20 protein-coding genes are annotated in these 19,998 nt (G+C 60.2%); 13 read left to right on the top strand and 7 right to left on the bottom strand.

Annotated features, from left to right (window positions below; genetic code table 11):
* Positions 1-189 precede the first annotated feature (189 nt).
* Both EAV92_RS04270 and EAV92_RS04275 read left to right on the top strand, forming a co-directional pair.
* Positions 190-3,198: an efflux RND transporter permease subunit gene (locus tag EAV92_RS04270; protein ID WP_123039910.1), complete on the top strand. Its 3,009-nt coding sequence runs from the start codon at positions 190-192 to the stop codon at positions 3,196-3,198.
* Between the two features lie 97 nt (positions 3,199-3,295).
* Entirely contained in the window at positions 3,296-3,874 is a 579-nt protein-coding gene (locus EAV92_RS04275) for a nitroreductase family protein (RefSeq protein WP_123043568.1), read from the top strand.
* A gap of 74 nt (positions 3,875-3,948) precedes the next feature.
* On the opposite strand, the gene EAV92_RS04280 is transcribed toward EAV92_RS04275, so the two are convergent.
* Entirely contained in the window at positions 3,949-4,587 is a 639-nt protein-coding gene (locus EAV92_RS04280; RefSeq protein WP_277424221.1) for a YktB family protein, read from the bottom strand.
* Positions 4,588-4,756: 169 nt separating this feature from the next.
* On the opposite strand from EAV92_RS04280, the gene EAV92_RS04285 reads away from it, so the two are divergent.
* Positions 4,757-5,353, top strand: coding sequence for a hypothetical protein (locus tag EAV92_RS04285; RefSeq protein WP_123039911.1), 597 nt, complete (start codon positions 4,757-4,759; stop codon positions 5,351-5,353).
* An 87-nt stretch (positions 5,354-5,440) separates the two neighbouring features.
* Here the strand turns inward: EAV92_RS04285 and EAV92_RS04290 are convergent, their stop codons facing one another.
* The gene (locus tag EAV92_RS04290; protein ID WP_123039912.1) at positions 5,441-5,974 is read right to left on the bottom strand and encodes a YceI family protein; all 534 of its coding nucleotides are present in this window, start codon (positions 5,972-5,974) and stop codon (positions 5,441-5,443) included.
* 179 nt (positions 5,975-6,153) lie between these two features.
* Here EAV92_RS04290 and gndA point away from each other — a divergent pair, with 179 nt between their 5' ends.
* On the top strand, positions 6,154-7,569 hold the full coding sequence (gene gndA / locus EAV92_RS04295; RefSeq protein WP_123039913.1) for an NADP-dependent phosphogluconate dehydrogenase: 1,416 nt from the start codon (positions 6,154-6,156) through the stop codon (positions 7,567-7,569).
* Here gndA and EAV92_RS04300 read toward each other — a convergent pair.
* Positions 7,566-7,856: a hypothetical protein gene (locus EAV92_RS04300; protein ID WP_123039914.1), complete on the bottom strand. Its 291-nt coding sequence runs from the start codon at positions 7,854-7,856 to the stop codon at positions 7,566-7,568. The two genes, gndA and EAV92_RS04300, sit on opposite strands and share 4 nt — an antisense overlap.
* Before the next feature lie 160 nt (positions 7,857-8,016).
* A complete protein-coding gene (locus tag EAV92_RS04305; protein WP_123039915.1) occupies positions 8,017-8,322 on the bottom strand; it encodes a rhodanese-like domain-containing protein in 306 nt (101 codons plus the stop codon).
* Between the two features lie 123 nt (positions 8,323-8,445).
* Between EAV92_RS04305 and aroA the strand changes: the two genes are divergently transcribed.
* The 4 genes from aroA (at position 8,446) to ptsP (ending at position 13,918) form a co-directional block, all read left to right on the top strand.
* Positions 8,446-9,750, top strand: coding sequence for a 3-phosphoshikimate 1-carboxyvinyltransferase (gene aroA, locus EAV92_RS04310; protein ID WP_123039916.1), 1,305 nt, complete (start codon positions 8,446-8,448; stop codon positions 9,748-9,750).
* Between the two features lie 16 nt (positions 9,751-9,766).
* Positions 9,767-10,195: a CoA-binding protein gene (locus tag EAV92_RS04315; RefSeq protein WP_123039917.1), complete on the top strand. Its 429-nt coding sequence runs from the start codon at positions 9,767-9,769 to the stop codon at positions 10,193-10,195.
* A 94-nt stretch (positions 10,196-10,289) separates the two neighbouring features.
* Entirely contained in the window at positions 10,290-12,182 is a 1,893-nt protein-coding gene (locus tag EAV92_RS04320; protein WP_123039918.1) for a glucose PTS transporter subunit IIA, read from the top strand.
* On the top strand, positions 12,179-13,918 hold the full coding sequence (ptsP, locus tag EAV92_RS04325) for a phosphoenolpyruvate--protein phosphotransferase (RefSeq protein WP_123039919.1): 1,740 nt from the start codon (positions 12,179-12,181) through the stop codon (positions 13,916-13,918). Before EAV92_RS04320 ends, ptsP begins: the two co-directional genes overlap by 4 nt.
* 95 nt (positions 13,919-14,013) lie before the next feature.
* Here ptsP and EAV92_RS04330 read toward each other — a convergent pair whose 3' ends face one another.
* Positions 14,014-14,538: a type 1 glutamine amidotransferase domain-containing protein gene (locus EAV92_RS04330; protein WP_123039920.1), complete on the bottom strand. Its 525-nt coding sequence runs from the start codon at positions 14,536-14,538 to the stop codon at positions 14,014-14,016.
* Between the two features lie 103 nt (positions 14,539-14,641).
* Between EAV92_RS04330 and EAV92_RS04335 the strand changes: the two genes are divergently transcribed.
* From EAV92_RS04335 to EAV92_RS04355, 5 genes are all read left to right on the top strand, one after another.
* Positions 14,642-15,103 (top strand): VanZ family protein, encoded by a 462-nt coding sequence (locus EAV92_RS04335; protein ID WP_241158438.1) that lies wholly within the window; start codon positions 14,642-14,644, stop codon positions 15,101-15,103.
* A gap of 82 nt (positions 15,104-15,185) precedes the next feature.
* Positions 15,186-15,599 carry a hypothetical protein gene (locus EAV92_RS04340; RefSeq protein ID WP_123039921.1) on the top strand — a complete coding sequence of 138 codons (414 nt, stop codon included), beginning with the start codon at positions 15,186-15,188 and terminating at the stop codon, positions 15,597-15,599.
* A gap of 161 nt (positions 15,600-15,760) precedes the next feature.
* Positions 15,761-16,123, top strand: a complete 363-nt coding sequence (gene ytxJ / locus EAV92_RS04345) for a bacillithiol system redox-active protein YtxJ (RefSeq protein WP_123039922.1) — start codon at positions 15,761-15,763, stop codon at positions 16,121-16,123.
* Between the two features lie 129 nt (positions 16,124-16,252).
* Positions 16,253-17,266: a catabolite control protein A gene (gene ccpA, locus EAV92_RS04350; protein ID WP_123039923.1), complete on the top strand. Its 1,014-nt coding sequence runs from the start codon at positions 16,253-16,255 to the stop codon at positions 17,264-17,266.
* Between the two features lie 90 nt (positions 17,267-17,356).
* Positions 17,357-18,067, top strand: coding sequence for a 5'-methylthioadenosine/adenosylhomocysteine nucleosidase (locus EAV92_RS04355; RefSeq protein WP_206424282.1), 711 nt, complete (start codon positions 17,357-17,359; stop codon positions 18,065-18,067).
* A gap of 26 nt (positions 18,068-18,093) precedes the next feature.
* Here EAV92_RS04355 and EAV92_RS04360 read toward each other — a convergent pair whose 3' ends face one another.
* The gene (locus EAV92_RS04360; protein ID WP_241158439.1) at positions 18,094-19,284 is read right to left on the bottom strand and encodes an acetoin utilization protein AcuC; all 1,191 of its coding nucleotides are present in this window, start codon (positions 19,282-19,284) and stop codon (positions 18,094-18,096) included.
* Positions 19,285-19,319: 35 nt separating this feature from the next.
* A complete protein-coding gene (locus tag EAV92_RS04365; protein WP_123039925.1) occupies positions 19,320-19,952 on the bottom strand; it encodes a GNAT family N-acetyltransferase in 633 nt (210 codons plus the stop codon).
* Positions 19,953-19,998 lie beyond the last annotated feature (46 nt).

Raw genomic sequence — 19,998 nt, forward strand, 5'->3', positions numbered from 1 at the left:
CTCCGTTCACAATCGGGACCGATAATCGGGGATGGCGAAACCGAGCAAGCAAGGACTCCGGCCGTAGTTACCATCCGACCAGAGTCCGGGTCGAAGTCCGGTCCCCAGCCGTTGTCGGGGAGACCGCCGGATTCGATATGCTGGTATCGGCGAAAGAGAAACCGAGTGACGGAAGGGGAAATATGAACTGTGAAGGGTTTCATTCAAGGAGCATTCAAAAACAAATCCGCGATGGTCATCCTGATCATCATGGTTTTGGGCATGGGCGTTTTCAGTTATTTCAAGCTGCCCATGGAATTTTTGCCGGAGGCCGACAATCCTCAAGTGACGGTTACGGCGATCGGTCCGGGTTATGACGCGTCCACGATGGAGCGATCGGTCACGAACCCGCTGGAGCAAGCGGTAGCCGCGGTCAAAGGGAAGACGAACGTGTTTTCCACTTCGGGCGACGGCGTCTCCCAGGTGAACCTGAATTTCGATTCGAACACGGACATGAAGGAAGCGAAAAACGAGGTGGAGCGCGCGGTGAACGCCGTGCAGCTGCCGGAGCGCGTCTCCCAGCCTTACGTCATCCAGTTTAATACTTCGATGATCCCGATTTCGTTCGTGACGATGACGTTTTCGGACGACAAGCTGACGGATGCCGAAAAAGAAAAACTCGAGCAGCGCGTCGTCGACGCCTTCAATTCCATCGATGGAGTCGGAAGCGTGCAGCTGTCCGGCAAGTCGAAGGCGAAGGTGAGCATCGTTCCGGACATGGCCAAACTGGCCGCCAAAGGCGTGCCGCTTCAGGCGCTGTACGGCGTGCTCCAAGGCCGGGACGCTTCGGCTTCGATCGGCGAGAAAGCGATCGACGGCACGACGGCGAACCTGAACGTCTCCGCGAACCTCGGCGATATCGAAACGCTCAAAAAGCTGCCTGTCGCGAACGGCGCGACGCTTGGAGACGTCGCCGACGTGAGCATCGTTCCCGAAGCGGAAAGCATCGACAACTTTAACGGCAAGCCCGCTTTGATGCTGGTCGTCTCCAAAGGCGCGAGCTCCAATGCGGTCAGCGTCGGCAAAGGCGTCGAGGATACGGTCAAGAAGCTGTCCGAAGAAAACAAAGGCGTCAATTTGAGCGTGATCATGAGCACTTCCGACCAAGTGGTCCACTCGGTGAACAGCATGATGCGCGAAGTGCTGATGGGCGCCTTGTTCGCCACCGTCGTCATCTTGCTCTTCATGAGGAATGTCCGCGCGACGCTGGTCACGATCGTGTCGATCCCGCTGTCTCTGGCGCTCACGCTTTACTTGCTGGATTTGTCCGGCGTCACGCTGAACATCCTGACGCTCGGCGGCGTGGCGGTCGCGGTCGGCCGGCTCGTCGACGACAGCATCGTCGTCATCGAGAACATTTTTCGCCGGCTGCAGAAAGAGCCCTTCTCCGTCGGCCTGGTCATCGACGCGACCCGCGAAGTGTCCACGGCGATTACGGTATCCACTCTGTGTACCGTCGCGATTTTCCTGCCGATCGGTTTGCTGAAGGGCTCCCTGCAATCCTTCCTGCTGCCGTTCGCCCTGACGATTACGTATTCGCTGCTCGCTTCGCTGCTCGTGGCGCTCTCGGTCGTGCCGCTGATGAGCTCGGGCATGCTGAAATCGTCCCAAATCAAGGAGCACCAGCCTTCCAAACGGTTTAAGGCTTTCCTGGAATGGAACCTCCGCTTCAAATGGGTGCCGATCCTGATCGCCGTCTTGCTGCTGATCGGATCCGTCGCCACTTACGTCAGCATGCCGAAGGGCGCCATCGATTCGTCGAACGCCAAGAACTTGACCGTCTCGCTGGCCTACAAACCGGATACGCCGACGGATCAAGTGCTGGAAAACGGCAAAAAGCTCGAGTCGTTCCTGCTCAAACAGGAAGGCCAAAAGTGGGTCAGTATGAGCATGGGCAACAGCTCGGATGCGGCCAAATGGGGTTCCGTCACGTCCCCGACGCTCGTCAGCTACACGATCGGCATGAAAGACGGCGCGGACGCCGAGAAGCTGATCGAGGCGATCAAAGGCCAGCGGAGCCGGTTCCCGGGAGCGGACCTGAACGCGGGCAAAGGCGAGCTCTTCGGAGGAGGAAGCTCAACGCAGGTATTCGTCGACGTGACCGGCGACGACCTTGGGCAGATTTCGAAAACCGCCGAAGAGGCGATCGCGAAAATCAAACCGATCAAAGACGTCCTTAAAGTGGAAAGCAATCAACAAGAAAAGAAAACGGTCTACACGCTGCAGGTAGATCCGACGCAAGCCAAAGCCGGCGAAATCGCGCAGCAGCTCCAAGGCATGCTGAACGCCGTGCCGATCGGCATGCTGACCGTGAACGGCCAAGCGCTGCCGGTTTCGGTGGAACCGGTGCTGAATCCGAAAACGAAAAGCGACTTGGACGGCCTGACGATCATGACGGAACAAGGACCGAAACCGGTATCCGCCGTCGCCAAATGGACGGCGGAAGAGAAAGCGACGCAGTTCTTCCATAAAGACGGCAAGCCTTATGTCCGCGTCACCGCGACGGTCGAACCTTCCCAGTTGTCCATCGTAGGCGCGGAAATCACCAAAGCGATGAAAGGAATCACGCCTCCGGCCGGCATCAAGCTGAACGTCGGGGGAGCCTCGGCCGATCAATCCGGGGACATCATGAGCCTGTTTACGATGGCTCTCGTCTCGATCGGCATCGTGTTCCTGATTCTCGTCTTCACGTACAAGAAAATCCGCGCTTCGATCGCGGTGCTGTGCTCGATTCCGTTCGTCGCGATCGGCGCCGTGCTCGGCCTGCTGATCTCGGGCATCTCTCCCGATTTCACGGCGATTTTCGGGGTCGTCATGCTGATCGGCATCGTCGTCACGAACGCGATCGTGCTGATGGACCGCGTGCGCCGCAACGAAGAGAAAATGCCGATCCGCGAAGCGCTGCTGGAAGCGGCCGGCACCCGGATGCGCCCGATCCTGATGACCGCCACCGCCACGATTTGCGCCATGCTGCCTCTCGTGTTCGGTTCTTCGGAAAGCGGCAGCATCGTTTCGCAAAGCTTGGCTATCGTCGTCATCGGCGGGTTGATCACGTCGACCCTGCTGACGCTCGTCGTCGTGCCTTGCCTCTACGAGCTGTTCTTCTTCCGCAAGTCGGCGCGCCAGCGCCGTTCCGCCGGACAGCAAGCCGCGGCATAATCGCGGCCGAATCGCCTGCCGTGACGAATGCGGCTTGTATTCGCAGGCGGCGTTCGGTACGATTGCGGGTAAAGGGGAAGAAAAAGGGGAGAAGTACATGAACGTGGAAGAAGCCATCCGTACCCGGAGAAGCATCGGCAAAGTGAAGGAAGATCCGGTTCCGCGCGAGCTGGTGGAACGCGTCATCGAAGCGGCGGTATGGGCGCCGAACCATCACCATACCGAGCCGTGGAAATTCGTCGTGCTGATCGGAGAGGGGCGGAGCCGGCTGGGCAGGGCGTATGCCGAAATCGTGGCGGAGACGATGGCGGGACCGGAGCACACGGACGAAGAAAGGGAGCAGCGACGCCTTCGCGAGGAGGCGAAGGCCCGGCGGGCGCCGGTTGTGATCGCGCCTGTCCGCGTTCCTTCGGCATCGCCCAAAGCGATCGCCGAGGAAGACCGCGCGGCGGTGCATGCCGCCGTGCAGAATCTTCTGCTCGCCGCGCATGAGAGCGGGCTGGGCGCCGTCTGGCGTACCGGGGACCAATTGAATCACCCGGCCGTCAAGCGGGAACTCGGATTGGGCGACGCCGAGGAAGTCGTCGGCTTCGTCTATATCGGATATCCGGACATGACGGCGCCGGCAGGACGCAGGACGCCGGGGACGGAAAAGACCGTTTGGCTGGAAGCGTAAGGAACTGCCGCGCCGAACGGAAGAAAGGGCATTGTCCGGCTTCACGCCGACAATGCCCTTTCACGTTCGATCGATCAGGTTCCGCTCGCCATGCGGTAGAGCGGAAGCAGCACCGCGAACGTCTCCTCCGCTTTCCGGAGGAAAGCTTCTCCGTCCTTCAGCACCGGGTTATCCGGCGGCAGATGGATGCCGCAGGTGATCTCGGCCGCTTTGACGGTTTTCAGCCTTCGAAGCCAGTCCGACAGTTCTTCGTCCGTCAGCCGGCCGTGCGGCGTACCCTCCGGTACCATATGGTCCTTGGACCACACGTATCCGTCCGGGACGGCGCGCCGAACGGAAGCCAGCTCCCGCAGGGCGTTTTCCGCGAATACCGTTTTGTCCGGACATTCATAGATGATCGCGAATTGCAGGAAGACGTGCGTCGGCCAAATGCCGACCTGGAAGTGCGGATGCATTTTATAGCCCCGGGGATTGCTGGACCAGGCGACCCAAGTGTCGGCCGGCGGATTGACCGAACGGCGGGCATGCTTCGCCACGTGCGCCGTCATTTCCTCGCCGCAGAGGCGGGACAGCATGGGCGCGAGCTCGGCGCCGAGCGCTTCGAGTTTGGGCCGGACCGTGCCGATGATCGCCTTCATGCGGCCCTCGAGCCCTTCGGCCTCCATGGCTTTGAAGTCGGCTTGTCCGAAGCCGGGAAAACGCAAATCGTTCAAAAAAGTCACCTCGCAATGATGTCGGAACACTTCCCTCACTATAAGGGAAAATAGTCAAGAAACCAAGTTGCCAGAACATAAGATGGAGTATAAGATAATAGCAAGAAACGAATTTTCAGAACATTCGGTCAAACTCGGGTCGTGCGGACTCCGCAGGAGGTGGGTGGCCGTGAATCGCAGCCAAGAAGTGGAATATTGCAACCTGGAAGTCCGTTTCGAACGCCGGCAAGTGCAGAATCTGATCCGGGAATTGATCCAGCAAGGGTACTCGCTCTATTGGAACGAAAGCGACCATCATTTCATCGTATCCGTCCGCACCGGGCGCCGGCTGCTCAAGCTCCGATTCCAGCGCGTCCACGGACGTTACAAGATGGTCGGGGACTACGTCGTCAAAGATGCCAGGCTGTCGCAATGGATGGAGAAGCTGATCAACGATTCGAAGGGACACGCGGTCGTCAAACGGTTTCGCGACCGGCAAGTGCTGATCGAAAGCATCATGTTCGGGGAAATCATCCGTCTGGTGGAGGTGTCAGGCATGGAACATCGGATCATTTATCAGAAGAAACCCCAAGTTACGGTAGAAGACATGATTCAGGCTTTCAAATCGAATCGGGCGGAGCAGCGCGCAGCCGTCCTCCGACTGGAAATCGATTACGAATTGGCCGTGCTTTACGAAGCCCTCCGCCAAGGCAACGCCGAAGACGCGGAAGCCTCCAAAACGAAGCTCAGGAGCATGAGGACCGAAATGCTGCAGCTGGAGCTGTAAAATGAGAAGCGCGGGAAAACCCGCCATGAACGAAAGCATCCTCCCCCGTACGCGGGGAAGGATGCTTTTTTGCCTATGAAGGAGGAATTAAGCCGCTTTCGCGAACTGGAGCTCGACGTTCAGCTTGATCGTGTCGCTGACGAGCACGCCGCCGGTTTCCAGCGCCGCGTTCCACGTCAGTCCGAACTCGGAGCGTGCCAGGGAACCGCTGGCCGAAACGGCGATTTTCTCGTTGCCCCAAGGATCCTTGGCCGGACCGGAAATTTCGCCGCTCAGCGTAACCGACTTCGTAACGCCCGCGATCGTGAGGTCGCCGGTGATGTCGTAATCTTCTCCGCCTTTGGAGGTCACCTTGGTCACTTTGAACGTCATGTTCGGGTGCTGCTCGACGTTAAAGAAGTCCGGCGATTTGAGGTGGCCGTCGCGGCCGGCGTCTTTGGTGTCGACGCTCGCCGCATCGATCGTAATCGTTGCGGTTGCGGTGGTCGGATCTTCCGGATCGGCGGTAACGACGGCGTCGAATTCCGTGAAGCTGCCGCGTACGTTCGCGATCATCATATGACGGACGCTGAACGTGATGTTGCTGTGGGATTTGTCGAGGTTCCAGTTGGACGATGCCATGTAATAATTCCTCCTTAATAATCTCTAGCACATACTATAATATAACTAACTATAAAAAAGCAAGTTAGTTTTGGCATCATTTGCCCATGGACTGAAAATGTTAAAGCATGGTTTTCATCTCGGGGCAAAAAGAGTACAATAAGGGATGTTGTAAATACGGAAGGTAAGGATGAAGAATGATGACCAAAGCAAACATCGGCGTCGTCGGCATGGCCGTTATGGGACGCAACCTGGCGCTCAACATCGAAAGCCGCGGTTTTACGGTAGCCGTATTCAACCGCTCGCCGGACAAAACGAACGACCTGCTCGCGACGGACGGCAAAGGCAAAAACCTCGTCGGCACGTTCTCGGTTGAGGAATTCGTGAACGCGCTCGAGAAGCCGCGGAAAATCCTCATCATGGTACAAGCGGGAGCGGGAACCGACGCGACGATCGAGTCGCTGCTGCCCCACCTGGACAAAGGCGACATCATCATCGACGGCGGCAACGCCTACTTCCCGGATACGCAGCGCCGCAGCAGAGAACTGACCGAGAAGGGCTTCCATTTCATCGGAACCGGCGTTTCGGGCGGCGAGGAAGGCGCGCTGAAAGGCCCTTCCATCATGCCGGGCGGCCCGGAAGAAGCTTATCGTCTCGTCGAGCCGATCCTCACGGGCATTTCCGCGAAAGTGAACGGGGATCCTTGCTGCACGTACATCGGACCGGACGGCGCCGGCCATTACGTGAAAATGGTGCATAACGGCATCGAGTACGGCGACATGCAGCTCATCTGCGAAGCTTACCAATTGCTCAAGGACGTCGTCGGCCTGTCGACGGACGAGCTCCACGGCATCTTCACCGAATGGAACAAGGGCGAGCTCGACAGCTATCTGATCGAGATCACCGCGGACATTTTCTCGCAGAAAGATTCGGAAACCGGCAAGCCGATGGTCGACGTCATCCTCGACGCCGCCGGCCAGAAGGGTACCGGCAAATGGACGAGCCAAAGCGCCCTCGATCTCGGCGTTCCGCTGTCCATCATTACGGAATCGGTATTCGCCCGCTTCCTTTCCGCCATCAAGGAAGAGCGCGTCGCGGCCAGCAAAGTGCTGAGCGGTCCGAAGACGCAGCCGTTCCAAGGCGACAAAGCGGCATTCATCGAAAGCATCCGCAAGGCGCTGTTCGCGAGCAAAATCTGCTCCTACGCGCAAGGCTTCGCGCAAATGCGCGCGGCTTCCGAGGAATACGGCTGGAACCTGCGCTACGGCGATATCGCGATGATTTTCCGCGGCGGCTGCATCATCCGCGCCCGCTTCCTGCAGAACATCAAAGACGCGTACGACCGCGACGCCAACCTGCGCAACCTGCTGCTTGACGAGTACTTCAAAGGAATCGTCGAAAATTACCAGGACGCATGGCGCGAAGTCGTGGCGACGGCGGTTCGCTACGGCATTCCGGTACCGTCGTTCTCCAGCGCGCTGTCTTACTACGACAGCTACCGCTCGGAGCGCCTCCCGGCGAACCTGCTGCAAGCGCAGCGCGACTACTTCGGCGCGCATACGTTCAAGCGGCTGGACAAGGAAGGCACGTTCCACCACGACTGGATCCACAACTAAGCCGTTTCGGCCGCGAACAGCGTCCGGAGCATAACCCGGAAGCAGGCAGTCTCCGGCTGGCCAGGCGTTTGCTTGTGCAGCAGGAGGAGCGCCATTTCGGCGAAACAGGCGAAACATTCGATAAGCTGCGGCCGATCGAGCCCCGACCATTCGGGCGCTCCTTCGGCCGCTTTTCTTTTGACATGATGAAGAGCCCACAGGACATCTTCCCGGCAAAACGGCTGGGAAGGGTCCAATAGGCGTTTAAGCGGGCTTTCTTGAGCCCGGGGATGGGAGGTGTTGGCCAATTCGGATCACCTGCAGGTTCGGCTTCGGCTTTCACTACCACCTTACGGAAAAAAAACCGGTTTTATACCTGTGCCGCGGCTGTTATGCTATGATACGAAGAAGCGTGCAAGAAACCGCAACAGGTCCATAAAAAAAGCGGAGCTTTCGCTCCGCCTTTCCTTATGGCAGCTGGGACCAGGCCAGCATTCCGCCCACCATGTTCACGGGCTTCTCGAAGCCCAGCATGTTCAGGTAATCGCAGACTTGGCCGCTCCGGTGGCTGCTGCGGCAGACGAAGATGACTTCGCCTTCGCGGGGGATCTCGTCCAGCCGCTGCGGGATTTGGCCCATCGGCAGGTGGATGGCGCCCGGAATCATGCCGTAAGCGACTTCTTCCGGTTCGCGAACGTCGATGATCAGGGGTTTCTCCCCGGCATCGAGCCGCGCCTTCAGCTCTTCCACCGTAATCGTTTCTTGGGGATTCATGGGGATTCTCCCTTTCGCTTTCGTTTGGTATCATCATAAGAAACGCCATGCCGCGTGTCAATTCGATTCAAAGGCGGCTGGCCGCGCCAGTCCTACATACAATAAGGGAGTGTTACGTACAAGATGGATATGATCGTAACGCCGACGGGCAGGCTGCAAGGGGAACTCCAAGCGCTGTCGTCCAAAAACTACACCACCCGTTACCTGCTCGCGGCGGCGCTCGCGGAAGGAACCAGCACCATTTTGTATCCGGCCCACAGCGAAGACGGCGAAGCGATGCGCCGCTGCATCCGGGATTTGGGAGCAGTGGTCGAAGAGGATGCCGAGAAGATCGTCATCCGGGGCTTCGGCCGCCATCCGAAACCGGTCAAGGAGCTGAACGTGGGCAACGCGGGCGCGGTTCTCCGTTTTATCCTGTCCATCGCCGCCCTGCTGCCGGAGGAAGTGACGTTCGTCAACGCTTATCCGCAGTCGCTGGGCAAACGTCCTCACGACGACTTGATCGTTGCCTTGCAAAGCATGGGCGTCGAAATCGAGCACAACGGCGGGAAACTGCCGATCACGCTCAAGGGCGGCAAACCGCGCGGAGGCAAAATCCGCGTATCGGGCAGCGTCAGCTCCCAATTTCTCAGCTCGCTGCTGTTCCTGACCCCGCTGCTCGACGAAGACAGCGAAATCGAAGTGCTCCACGACCTCAAATCGAAGGTCGTCATCGGGCAAACGCTCGAGGTGCTGCGGCAGGCGGGAATCGTCGTGGAAGCTTCGGATGACCTCATGCATTATCGCGTGCCGGGCAAGCAGCAGTACCGGGCGCAAACCTATACGGTTCAGGGCGACTACCCCGGCTCCGCCGCCGTGCTGGCCGCGGCCGCCGTCACGGACTCCGACGTGAAGCTGCACCGGCTGATGGAAGACAGCAAGCAGGGCGAGCGGGCGGTCGTCGACGTTTTGCGCGCGATGAACGTACCTCTGACCCACGAAAACGGAACCGTGCACGTGCGCGGGAACGGACGGATGACGGCGGGAGAGTTCGACGGGGACGAGTTCACCGACGGCGTGCTCGCCATGGTCGCGGCAAGCGTGTTCGCCGAAGGGACGTCGCGTTTCTATAACGTCGAGAACCTCCGTTACAAGGAATGCGACCGCATTACCGACTACTTGGCGGAGCTCCGCAAGGCGGGGGCGAACGTCGAGGAGAAGCGGGACGAGATTATCGTGCACGGCCGGCCGGAAGGCGTGGAAGGCGGCGTCGAGATCGACGCGCACTTCGACCACCGGGTCATCATGGCGCTGACGGTCGTCGGCCTTCGCGCGGCGAAGCCGATCCGGATCCGCGACGCGCATCACGTGGCCAAATCCTATCCGCAGTATTTCGACCACCTCAAGGCGCTTGGCGCCAACGTGGAGTGGGTACAAGAAGAAAAATAAAAGGAGCTGATCGATCATGGCGTTCGAGAATCCGTCGCGCGACGAGATCAAGCGGATTTTGCAGGAGTCGCAAACGATCGCGGTCGTCGGCCTGTCCGACGATCCCTCTAAGGTATCGCATATGGTATCCGCGGCCATGCAGGCTAAAGGATACAAGATTATCCCCGTGAATCCCAACGCGGAATCGATTCTCGGGGAGAAGGCGTATCCGTCGCTGGCCGACGTGCCGGGGCCGATCGACATCGTCAACGTGTTCCGGCGTCCGGAGCACACGCCCCCGATCGCGAAAGAAGCGGTAGGCGTTCGAGCCAAGACGTTATGGCTGCAGCTCGGGATCGCGAACGACGAAGCGGCCGAGATCGCACGGGAAGCCGGGCTGAACGTCATCATGGATCGCTGCATCAAGGTGGAGGATTCGATTTTGCTTCCTCACGGCAAAGCGTGAAGCGGAGCCGCCGGGACCGGGCGAAAGCCCGGTTTTTTCTTTGACAAACGCCAGGCCTCGGCTTACCATCGAGGAAGAGGAGGGGTATCGCCGCATGTTCGGAGTGGGCTATCTCCAAAGGCTGGGACGGGCCATGATGCTGCCGATGACCGTGCTGCCGGCCGCCGCCATTTTTCTGATGCTCGCGAGATTGCCCTGGGAGGCGCTCGGCTGGCCGCAAGTGCCGGAGCTGCTTCACGCCGCGGGACTCGTGATGTTCCAATATACGCCGCACGTGTTCGCTGTCGGCATCGCGCTCGGCTTGTCGAACCAATCGGCCGCGGCGGGGATTTCGTCCCTTGCCGGAATGTTCATTTTCACCGCGATCACGTATGCTTACGATCCCAACGGCGTCCAGCCCTCGATGTTCGCGGGGGCGGTCATCGGGATCGCGTCCGGCTGGGCGCATGAACGGTTCAAATCGTTCGTGCTGCCGGAGTTTCTGCAGTTTTTCGGGGGAACCCGATTCGTTCCGCTGTTCATGAGCGGTTTTTCCCTGTTGTTCGCGTGGATCATGATCGGAGCGGGGCAGAGCCTGGTGAACCTGGCCTCGTCGGCCGGCACCCTCGTCGGTTCCGCGGGAGGCTTTGGCATTTTCCTGTACGGCTTCCTGCACCGGATTCTCGTGGCTTTCGGCCTTCACCATCTGCTGAACCACGTTTTCTGGTTCCAGGTAGGGCAATACAAAGACGCAACGGGGGCCGTCTATTTCGGCGACATGCCGAGGTTTTTCGCCGGGGATCCCGAGGCCGGCGCTTACATGGCGGGGCTGTACCCGGTCATTATGTTCGCCCTTCCCGCCGTCGCGTTCGCGATCATTCATGAGGCCAGGGAGGACCTGAAGCCCAAAATTTCCAAGCAATTCCGGATCGCCGCGCTCGGTTCCTTCCTCACCGGCGTGACGGAACCGGTCGAATTCGCCTTCCTGTTCGTTGCGCCTTACTTATTCCTGGTGCACGCCGTACTGTCCGGCGGCGTCATGTGGCTCACTTACGAGATGGGCATCCGACACGGCTTCAGCTTCTCGGCCGGCGCGCTGGAATACTTCATCAACCTGCCGCTGGCGACGAAGGGCTGGATGATCATCCCGCTCGGGCTCGTGACGGGGTTGGTTTATTACGTACTTTTCCGGTGGAGCATCCGGCGCTTCCAATTGACGACGCCCGGACGCGAGGACGCGACCCGCTTGGACGATTGGGCGGGGGACGTGCCTTACCGGGCTCCGCTCATCCTGCAGGCGCTGGGCGCGAAGGAAAACATCGTCCGCATGGAAGCCTGCATCACGCGGCTTCGCCTGACTCTGGACGACGACGGGAGGATCGACGCGCAGGCGCTGCGCCATCTGGGCGCGGCCGGCGTCATCCGGCTCGGCGGCGGACACGTGCAGGTCGTTTTCGGCACGTATTCGGAGCTGATCCGGGAAGAAATCCAGAAGCTGATGCAGCAGGACGTGCAGCAGGTGCAATTCCATGCGCCCGTTCAAGGCCGCATGATCCCGATCGAGGAAGTGGACGATCCGATCTTCGCCGGCAAGCTCGTGGGCCGCGGCGTCGCGTTCATCCCGGATAAAGGAGAGCTCGTGGCGCCCCTCAAAGGGAAGATCATCCATGTGCATCCGTCGCTGCACGCCGTCGGCCTGCGCACGGAGGACGGCTTGGAGGTGCTGCTCCACGTCGGCATCGACACTTCGCTGCTGAAAGGGGAAGGTTTCACGGCCCTCGCCAAGGAAGGCGACGAGGTGTCGCCGGGGCAGCCGCTGCTGCGGTTCCATTTGCCGACGCTGCGCAAACGGGCCAAATCGCTCGCGACCCCCATGGTCATTACGAACCCGGAAATCGTCCGGTCTTGGAGGTTCGCGCCGTTTAAACCGGTCAAAAAAGGGCAGGCGGCCGTCATGTCCGTCGTCGTGGAAAAGAGAGAACAGAAGGGCCAGGGGGTGGAGTCATGATTCAGGCGCTGGGAGCATCGAACGGCATCGCGATCGGCAAAGCGTTCGTCCTGCCGAATTGGGAGTGGGAGCTGCCGGAGAAAAAAATCGACGTCGCGGATTTGGCGAAGGAATTCGAGCGGCTGTACGAGGGCGTTCGACGGTCCAAAAGCGAAATCGCGCGCATGAAATCGGAGCTCGACGAGGCGGTCGGCGTGCAGGAGTCCAGCATTTTCGACGCCCACATCGCGATTCTGGAGGATCCCGTGTTCATGAACGAGATCCAGGGCATCATTCAGCGGCAGTATAAGGCTGCAGAGGTTGCCGTCAAAGAAGCGATCGACCATTTCGTCACGATGTTCGACCTGCTCGACGACGAATACATGAAGGAGCGGGCCGTCGACATCAAGGACGTCGGCAACCGGCTGCTCAAACACTTGCTCGGCGTGCCCGAAATCTCGCTGCCCGAGGATACGCAGCCGTTCGTGCTCGTCGTCCGGGAGCTGTCGCCCTCTCAGTTGATCCATTTGCGTCCCGAGCTCGTTCTCGGCATCGTGACGATGGTTGGCAGCCCGACTTCCCACGCGGCCATTATGGCGCGCGCCTTCGGCATTCCGCTCGTGATGGGGGCGGAAGGCAAGCTGGAAGCGCCCATCGCCACGGGAGACTTGCTCATCGTAGACGGCGGAACCGGCCAGTTGTTCTTGGATCCGGATCCAAGCACGATAGAAGTATACGCAGGCAGACGATCGCGTCATCTGGAGCAGCGGGAGAAGCTCCGGTCGCTCATCGCCGTTCCTTCCCTGACGCCGGACGGCTTTACGCTTCAGCTCGCTTCGAACATCAGCTCCATCAAAGAGCTGGAAGCTTCTCTCGACTGCGGGGCGGAAGGCGTGGGCTTGTTCCGGACGGAATTTCTCTACATGGACCGCAACCATTTCCCTTCCGAAGAGGAACAGTTCGAGGTGTACCGGGCGGCCGCGGAAAAGCTGCAGGGCAAACCGCTCATCATCCGCACGCTCGACATCGGCGGGGATAAGCAGCTCGATTACTACGAGATGCCCGCAGAGGACAATCCGTTTCTCGGCTACCGGGCGATCCGGTTCAGCCTGGACCGCAAGGACCTGTTCAAAACCCAGCTGCGCGCGATACTCAGGGCGGCGGCTTACGGAGACGTCCAGGTCATGTACCCTCTTATCGCTTCCGTCGAAGAGGTGAGGGAGGCCAACGCGGTGCTCGATCAAGCCCGCCGCGAGCTGGAAGAACAGGGGATTCCGCACCGTTCCGGCATTCCGGCCGGCATCATGATCGAAGTGCCGGCCGCGGTGGCGATCGCAGACCTGCTGGCCGAGGAAGTCGCGTTCTTCAGCATCGGAACGAACGACTTGATTCAGTTTACGCTGGCCGTCGACCGGATGAACGAGAAGATCAGCCACCTCTACGAGCCGTTCCATCCGGCGGTCATCCGCATGCTCGCCAATGTCGTGGAAGCGGCCAAACGCCGCGGCATTCCCGTCAGCGTCTGCGGAGAGCTCGCCGGCGACGTGCTCGCGCTGCCGATTTGGCTGGGCCTCGGCATCGAGGAACTGAGCCTGTCGGCCCAGGCGATCCTGCCGGTGAAAGAGTGCATGCTGCGCACCCGTTCGACCGACTGCCGCAGCGTGCTGGAAGAGATGCTGCGCTGCCGTACCGCGGCGGATATCCGCCGGTTGGCGGAAAACTTCCACGCGTCCGCGATGTCCTGCGCAGGCGGATAAGACCGCTTTGGCGCGACAAAGAAAAATCCCCGGGAGCGGTGCGGGCGCGTAATGGCGCCGGCGTGCTCTTCGGGGATTCCTTGTGTGGCTGCCGCTTATGCCCGGCCGTACAGCTTGTCGCAGAACGCTTTGGCGTACGGCGGAAGGTCCGGCGGCCGGCGGGCGGAGATCCAGTTGCGGTCGACGACGACCGGCTCGTCGATCCACGTCGCGCCCGCGTTTTCCCAATCGTCACGGATGCCCGGCGTTGAGGTGACGGTGCGTCCTGCCGCGATTTTCGCCGAGATGAGCACCCATCCCGCGTGGCAGATTTGGCCGATCGGCTTGCCGGCCTCGTCCATTTGGCGGACGAATTCGAGCACCCGCTTGTCCCGGCGGATCTTGTCCGGCGCCCAGCCGCCGACGACGAGCAGGCCGTCGCAGGAGTCTGGGTCCAGCTCCTCGTATGACAAGTCGGCAACGGCGGGCACGCCGTATTTGCCGACGTATTTGCGCCCGCGCTCCGGGCCTGCCAGCAGCACTTCGGCGCCTTCTTCCCGAGCTCGGTAAACCGGATACCACAACTCCAAATCTTCGAATTCGTCGTCCACGAAACAGATGACCTTTTTCGATGCGGACATGCTTTCGCCTCCCATTCTTTCTTTACGAGATTCCATTTTAGCAGAACCGGTCCCTTTGTTCACGCGACTTGCGCGGGGACCGGCACAAAGGAGCTTGAACCCATTGCCTTCTCGCCGTTCGTTCCAATCGCCCGGGTCACCCGCGACGGCATCCTATCGCGTTTGGCGCTTCGCGCCGATGGTCGTCTGGATGGCCGTCATCTTCCTCCTGTCCGCCCAAAGCGGGGGAGAGCTGGATACTTGGCTGCCTTTCTTCCGGCGGTTGCTGCCCGGACTCGAAGACTTCAATCCGATGCACTATGCCGCCTATTTCGTGCTGGCGCTGACCGTTGCGTTCGGCCTCGGCTCCCGCGCGTTTTCCTGGAAGGGCTATTTGTGGATCCTCGCGGTCTGCGTCCTGTACGGCGCCACCGACGAATGGCATCAAGCCTACGTGCCGAACCGCACGCCCGACTGGAACGACCTCTTGCACGACGGAATCGGAGCTGCGGCTGCCTGCGTGCTGCTGTTGATTTACCGGCTTTTCCGCAAGCAAGGAAGAGTCCCGACTTCCAGAAAATACTGAAGCGCTTCCGGAAGGATTTCTTCTCGGACACCGCGAATATAGTGGAGGTAAGCTCTTAGCTTTCGTAAGGAGAGAACCTCTTTTGAAAAAACGATGCGATTGCGGAGACACCAAACAGCTTCACCTCCGCACGGTGATTTACGCCCGCAAAGTCAACATCACGCGGGTGCCGGTGTACAGTTGTTCCGGTTGCGGAAGCAGCGAGGTATATACCGGCGTCAAGGACGATATCGGAAAACTGATCGGCCAACTCGGCGCGAAGCCCGTTCCCCGGACGATCCCGTTCGACCAGGTCAACGAGCTGGCCGGCGTTCTCTCGCTGGCGCTTGCCGCGGGCGAAGATTCGCTCCGCGAACGGGACGTGGCCCAGGCGGCGGAGCAGCGGACGAACGATTTGCTCGATTTGTGGCTGATCGCCGCGTCGCTCGGAGACGAGCAATGGAAATCCGAACTTCAAGGCAGATTGTCGCAGCTCCGCGTTCCCTACATATCGTAAGGCGTTGCCAAGTACTTATAGCCAATCCTATCCGGGCCCTTCGCGGGCCCTTTTTTTCGTTTTGCTCGCGCTTTTCCTTTACCGGGCCATCCTTTTGCGATAGCCCGTGATTTCTGATACCATGAAAATTAACGAAGCATTTTCAAGGAGGCACGGAAATCATGACGACGATTCATCAATTACAGACGCTGGAGCAGTGGCAGGAAGCGGTCCAAAGCTCTTCGGAACGTCCATTGCTCGTATTCAAGCACAGCACCAGCTGCCCGATCAGCGCGGGAGCGCACGAGGAATACACGAATTTCGTCAAGGATTCGGCGGACGGGAAGTTCGATTTCGCCATCGTCCACGTGATCGAGGACCGTCCGGTCAGCAACGCCATCGCGGAGCGTTTGGGCGTCCAGCACAAATCGCCGCAGGCGATCCTGGTCCAAGACGGCAAACCGGTATGGGACGAGTCGCATTGGCGCATTACCTATGAATTTCTCTCTGAAAAGTTAGGCAAGCCGGAAGGCGCTTCGGAATAAGCGGAAATCCGCCCGCAGAGCGCCATGTCACGTTGCGAAATCGATAGATTTGTCGTATCATTACCTTAAATATCCATGAACGGACAAGCCGTTTTTCATCGTCCGGCATGAGCAATGGAGCGAACAATTGTGACGGTAACCATTTATGACGTGGCTCGCGAAGCCGGGGTATCGATGGCCACGGTTTCCCGGGTCGTGAACAATAACCCGAACGTGAAGCCGCAGACGCGGAAGAAAGTATACGAAGCCATCGAACGGCTCGGTTACCGCCCGAACGCGGTGGCCCGGGGATTGGCAAGCAAGAAGACGACGACGGTCGGGGTCGTCATCCCGGACATCGCCAACGCGATTTTCGCCGAAGTGGCGCGCGGGATCGAAGACATCGCGAACATGTACCACTACAACATCATCCTGAGCAACGCGGACAAGCGCAAGGACAAGGAAATCCGCGTCGTGAACACGCTGCTGGAGAAACAAGTCGACGGCCTGCTGTTCATGGGCGGCGTCGTGACGGACGAGCACATTCAGGCGTTCAACACGTCGAGCGTGCCGATCGTGCTCTGCGCGACGACCGACGAGAAGGGCGTCATGCCTTCGGTCGACATCGATCACGAGGGCGCCGCGTTCGACGCGGTAGAGAAACTGATCTCCGAGGGCCACCGCAACATCGCGATGATCAGCGGAACGCTGCAGGATCCGGCGAACGGCTATGCCCGTTTCCAAGGCTACAAGCGCGCCCTGGAGAAGGCCGGCATCCCGTACCGCGAAGATTACGTGCGGGTAGGCAACTACCGCTATGAGTCCGGCATCGAGGCGACGCAGTACTTCCTGGAGCTGTCCGAGCGTCCGACGGCGATTTTCGCGGCGACCGACGAGATGGCGATCGGGGCGATCCACAGCCTGCAAGACGCCGGGCTGACGGTACCGGACGACGTCTCCGTCATCAGCGTGGACAACAGCCGCATGGCTTCCATGGTCCGTCCGCTGCTGACGTCGGTGGCGCAGCCGATGTACGACATCGGCGCCGTCTCCATGCGGCTTCTGACGAAGCTCATGAAGAAGGAAGCGGTCGAGAACGCGAGAGTCACGCTGCCGCACGAGCTGATTACGCGCCGTTCGGTCGCAGCGCCTAAGGGTCGCTAAGCGAGAAGGACGAAATCGCAAACATAGAGAAGCCCCGCTCGGGACTCCGGTCCCGCCGCGGGGCGTCTTCGTGAAGAAAGGATGAGAGGATTGTCTTATCGAACGATCGGCATTATCGGAGCCATGCAAGAGGAAATCGATTTGCTCCTGCGGGGGATGCAAGACGAGCGGGTGGAGAACCATGCCGGCATTACGTATTACGTCGGCAGCTTCCATGGCCGGAAAGCCGTGCTTTGCAAATCGGGAGTAGGTAAAGTGAACGCCGCGGTGTGCACGCAGGTGCTCATCGACAAGTTCGGCGCGGAGGCCGTCATTTTCACCGGCGTCGCCGGCGCGCTCGATCCGGCGTTGAATATCGGCGACATCGTCGTTTCGCGCAGCAGCGTACAGCACGATATGGACGTCACCGCGCTCGGCTTTCCCCGCGGCGCGATACCGTATCAGGAAGTGTCGGAATTCCCGTCGGACGAACGATTGACGCGGCTGGCCGAGCAAGCGGGAGAACGGGTTTTCCCGGGACGCTGCCGGGTCGGCAAGGTGCTGTCGGGCGACCAATTCATCGCCGACCGCGACACGGTCCGAATGCTGCACGAGGAAATGGGCGGCACCTGCACGGAGATGGAGGGAGCGGCGGTGGCGCAGGTTTGTTACATGAACGCCATTCCCCATGTCATCATCCGTTCGATGTCCGACAAGGCGGACGGCTCCGCCCACGTGAACTTCGCGGAATTCACCGTGGAAGCCGCGAACCGTTCGTTCGCGATCGTGGACGAGATGGTCAAGAACCTGGAAGAGGCATGATAAAAGCCGGCGTTGCCGCCGGCCGTTTACCCGAGATGCTGGAGCGCGAGCTCCAGCATTTTTTTGTTGTTCGCCGTGATTTCCGCCCGTCTCGGCATCGGCGTCCATACGGCCGTATCGTCGAGCCAGCGGTCCGGCATCCGCGGCGGACACTCTCCCAAATCCGCGCTGGGCCAATCCGCCGGCAGCGGATGTCCGGCCTCCGCGGCGTCGATGGCGGCGAGCAGGGGATGCCCGCTCATCTCCAGCCACAGCAGGCTCCAGGCTCGCGGCACGACGCGCCAATGGTCATAACCTCCGCCGCCGAGCGCTACCCATTTGCCTTCCGTGTATCGGTCGGCGGCTTCGCGGATGATGCGCGGCATCTCCCGGTAAATGCGCATGCTGCAATGGATGTGGGCCAGCGGATCGAACGCGTGCGCGTCGCAGCCGTGCTGGCTGACGATGACGTCCGGCCGGAACGAGGCGATGGCGGCATGCAGCGCGGTTTCGAAGCATTCCAGCCACGACTCGTCCTCGGTATAAGGTTCCATCGGCACGTTCAGGCAAGCGCCGTAGCCGCTCGATTCGCCGCGTTCATGCGCGAATCCGGTACCGGGAAACAGGAATTTGCCCGTTTCGTGGATGGAAAAGGTGAACACGTCGGGATCGGTGTAGTAGAACCATTGCACGCCGTCGCCGTGATGAACGTCGGTATCGACATAGAGAACGCGGGCGCCGTACTTGCGGCGGATCATCGAGATGGCCGCGGCGGCGTCATTGTAGACGCAGAAACCCGCAGCCCGTTCCGGGAACGCGTGGTGCAAGCCGCCCGCCAAATGAAGGGCTCTCCCTGCGGCGCCCGACATGACGGCCTCCGCGGCGGCCAGGGATCCGGCGACGACGGAGAGGGCGGCTTCGTGCATGCAGGGGAAATACGGCGTATCGCCGTCCTGCTGCAAACCGAATTCGGCCGCGCGGCGGATCGCTTCGGCGGCCGGTTTTTCTGCGCTTAACGCTTGCACGGCGTCGACGTAATCGGGCCGGTGAAGCTCCCGCACCGCGATTTCCGCGGCTTCCGCCTGGAGAGAATCGAGGATTTGCGAAGGCCGCAGCGCATCGGCTTGGCGGAGAAGCCGTTCCGTGAGCATCAGGCGGATCGGGTGGAACGGATGGTCGTCATGAAAGCGGTATCGCTGCGAAGCGGAGGAGTCGATCCATACGGTTCTCGAGTTCAACTTACGTCTCCTGCCTTTCTGAATCGATCGGAGCCCTAATACATGAAACGCTGCCGAAACCGGACGCGGTCGAAACGCTCGACGGACGCGAGCGGGACGTCTTTGCCGATCCGAACCATGAGGCAATTGGCCGGATGGGCGCAAATTTCCGGATCGTCGGTCGCGAACCATACCATGCCGACCGACTTCATCAGCTTTTCCATCATTTCCCGGTAACCCCAGACCGACAGGCCGCTGCCTTCCAGGTCCCAATGCCAGTAATATTCGGTGGTGTAGACGATGGCATTGTCGAGCTGGCCATGTTCGAAGGCGGCCGCGATCAACGCTTTGCCGAGCCCCATCGAGCGGTAATCGTCCGCCACCTCGATGGCGCCGAGCTCGATCAGGTCGTCCATGCCGCCTTCGTACCACCGTTCCATTTCGTCGGGGTAGTGGAACGTCACGTATCCCGCGACCAGATCGCCTTCCCGGGCCAGCACCACGCGGCCTTCCGGCAGACCCGCGATTTCCACCAAAGCTTCATGCTGGTCCTTGGGACGGCGAAACGCGTCCAATTTAGGATGCAGGGTCATCGTCCGCAGCCGTTCCGGCGGAACCGGACCTTCGACGACGAGCGTACGTCCGTCGCGTTCGATCGTATGGGCAACCTGAATCTTGACGTGCTGCATGCGATCTCCCCATTATCGCGGCCCTGTACCGACGCAAGAAGCGAAG

It is taken from the genome of Cohnella candidum, from assembly GCF_003713065.1.
Taxonomy (GTDB): Bacteria; Bacillota; Bacilli; order Paenibacillales; family Paenibacillaceae; genus Cohnella; species Cohnella candidum.

Coding starts and splice junctions, on each gene's coding strand:
- aroA (WP_123039916.1), top strand. CDS start 8,446: ATGGATATGATCGTAACGCCGACGGGCAGGCTGCAAGGGGAACTCCAA.
- EAV92_RS04315 (WP_123039917.1), top strand. CDS start 9,767: ATGGCGTTCGAGAATCCGTCGCGCGACGAGATCAAGCGGATTTTGCAG.
- EAV92_RS04365 (WP_123039925.1), bottom strand. CDS start 19,952: ATGCAGCACGTCAAGATTCAGGTTGCCCATACGATCGAACGCGACGGA.
- EAV92_RS04305 (WP_123039915.1), bottom strand. CDS start 8,322: ATGAATCCCCAAGAAACGATTACGGTGGAAGAGCTGAAGGCGCGGCTC.
- EAV92_RS04275 (WP_123043568.1), top strand. CDS start 3,296: ATGAACGTGGAAGAAGCCATCCGTACCCGGAGAAGCATCGGCAAAGTG.
- EAV92_RS04320 (WP_123039918.1), top strand. CDS start 10,290: ATGTTCGGAGTGGGCTATCTCCAAAGGCTGGGACGGGCCATGATGCTG.
- EAV92_RS04290 (WP_123039912.1), bottom strand. CDS start 5,974: ATGGCATCGTCCAACTGGAACCTCGACAAATCCCACAGCAACATCACG.
- ytxJ (WP_123039922.1), top strand. CDS start 15,761: ATGACGACGATTCATCAATTACAGACGCTGGAGCAGTGGCAGGAAGCG.
- gndA (WP_123039913.1), top strand. CDS start 6,154: ATGACCAAAGCAAACATCGGCGTCGTCGGCATGGCCGTTATGGGACGC.
- ptsP (WP_123039919.1), top strand. CDS start 12,179: ATGATTCAGGCGCTGGGAGCATCGAACGGCATCGCGATCGGCAAAGCG.
- EAV92_RS04330 (WP_123039920.1), bottom strand. CDS start 14,538: ATGTCCGCATCGAAAAAGGTCATCTGTTTCGTGGACGACGAATTCGAA.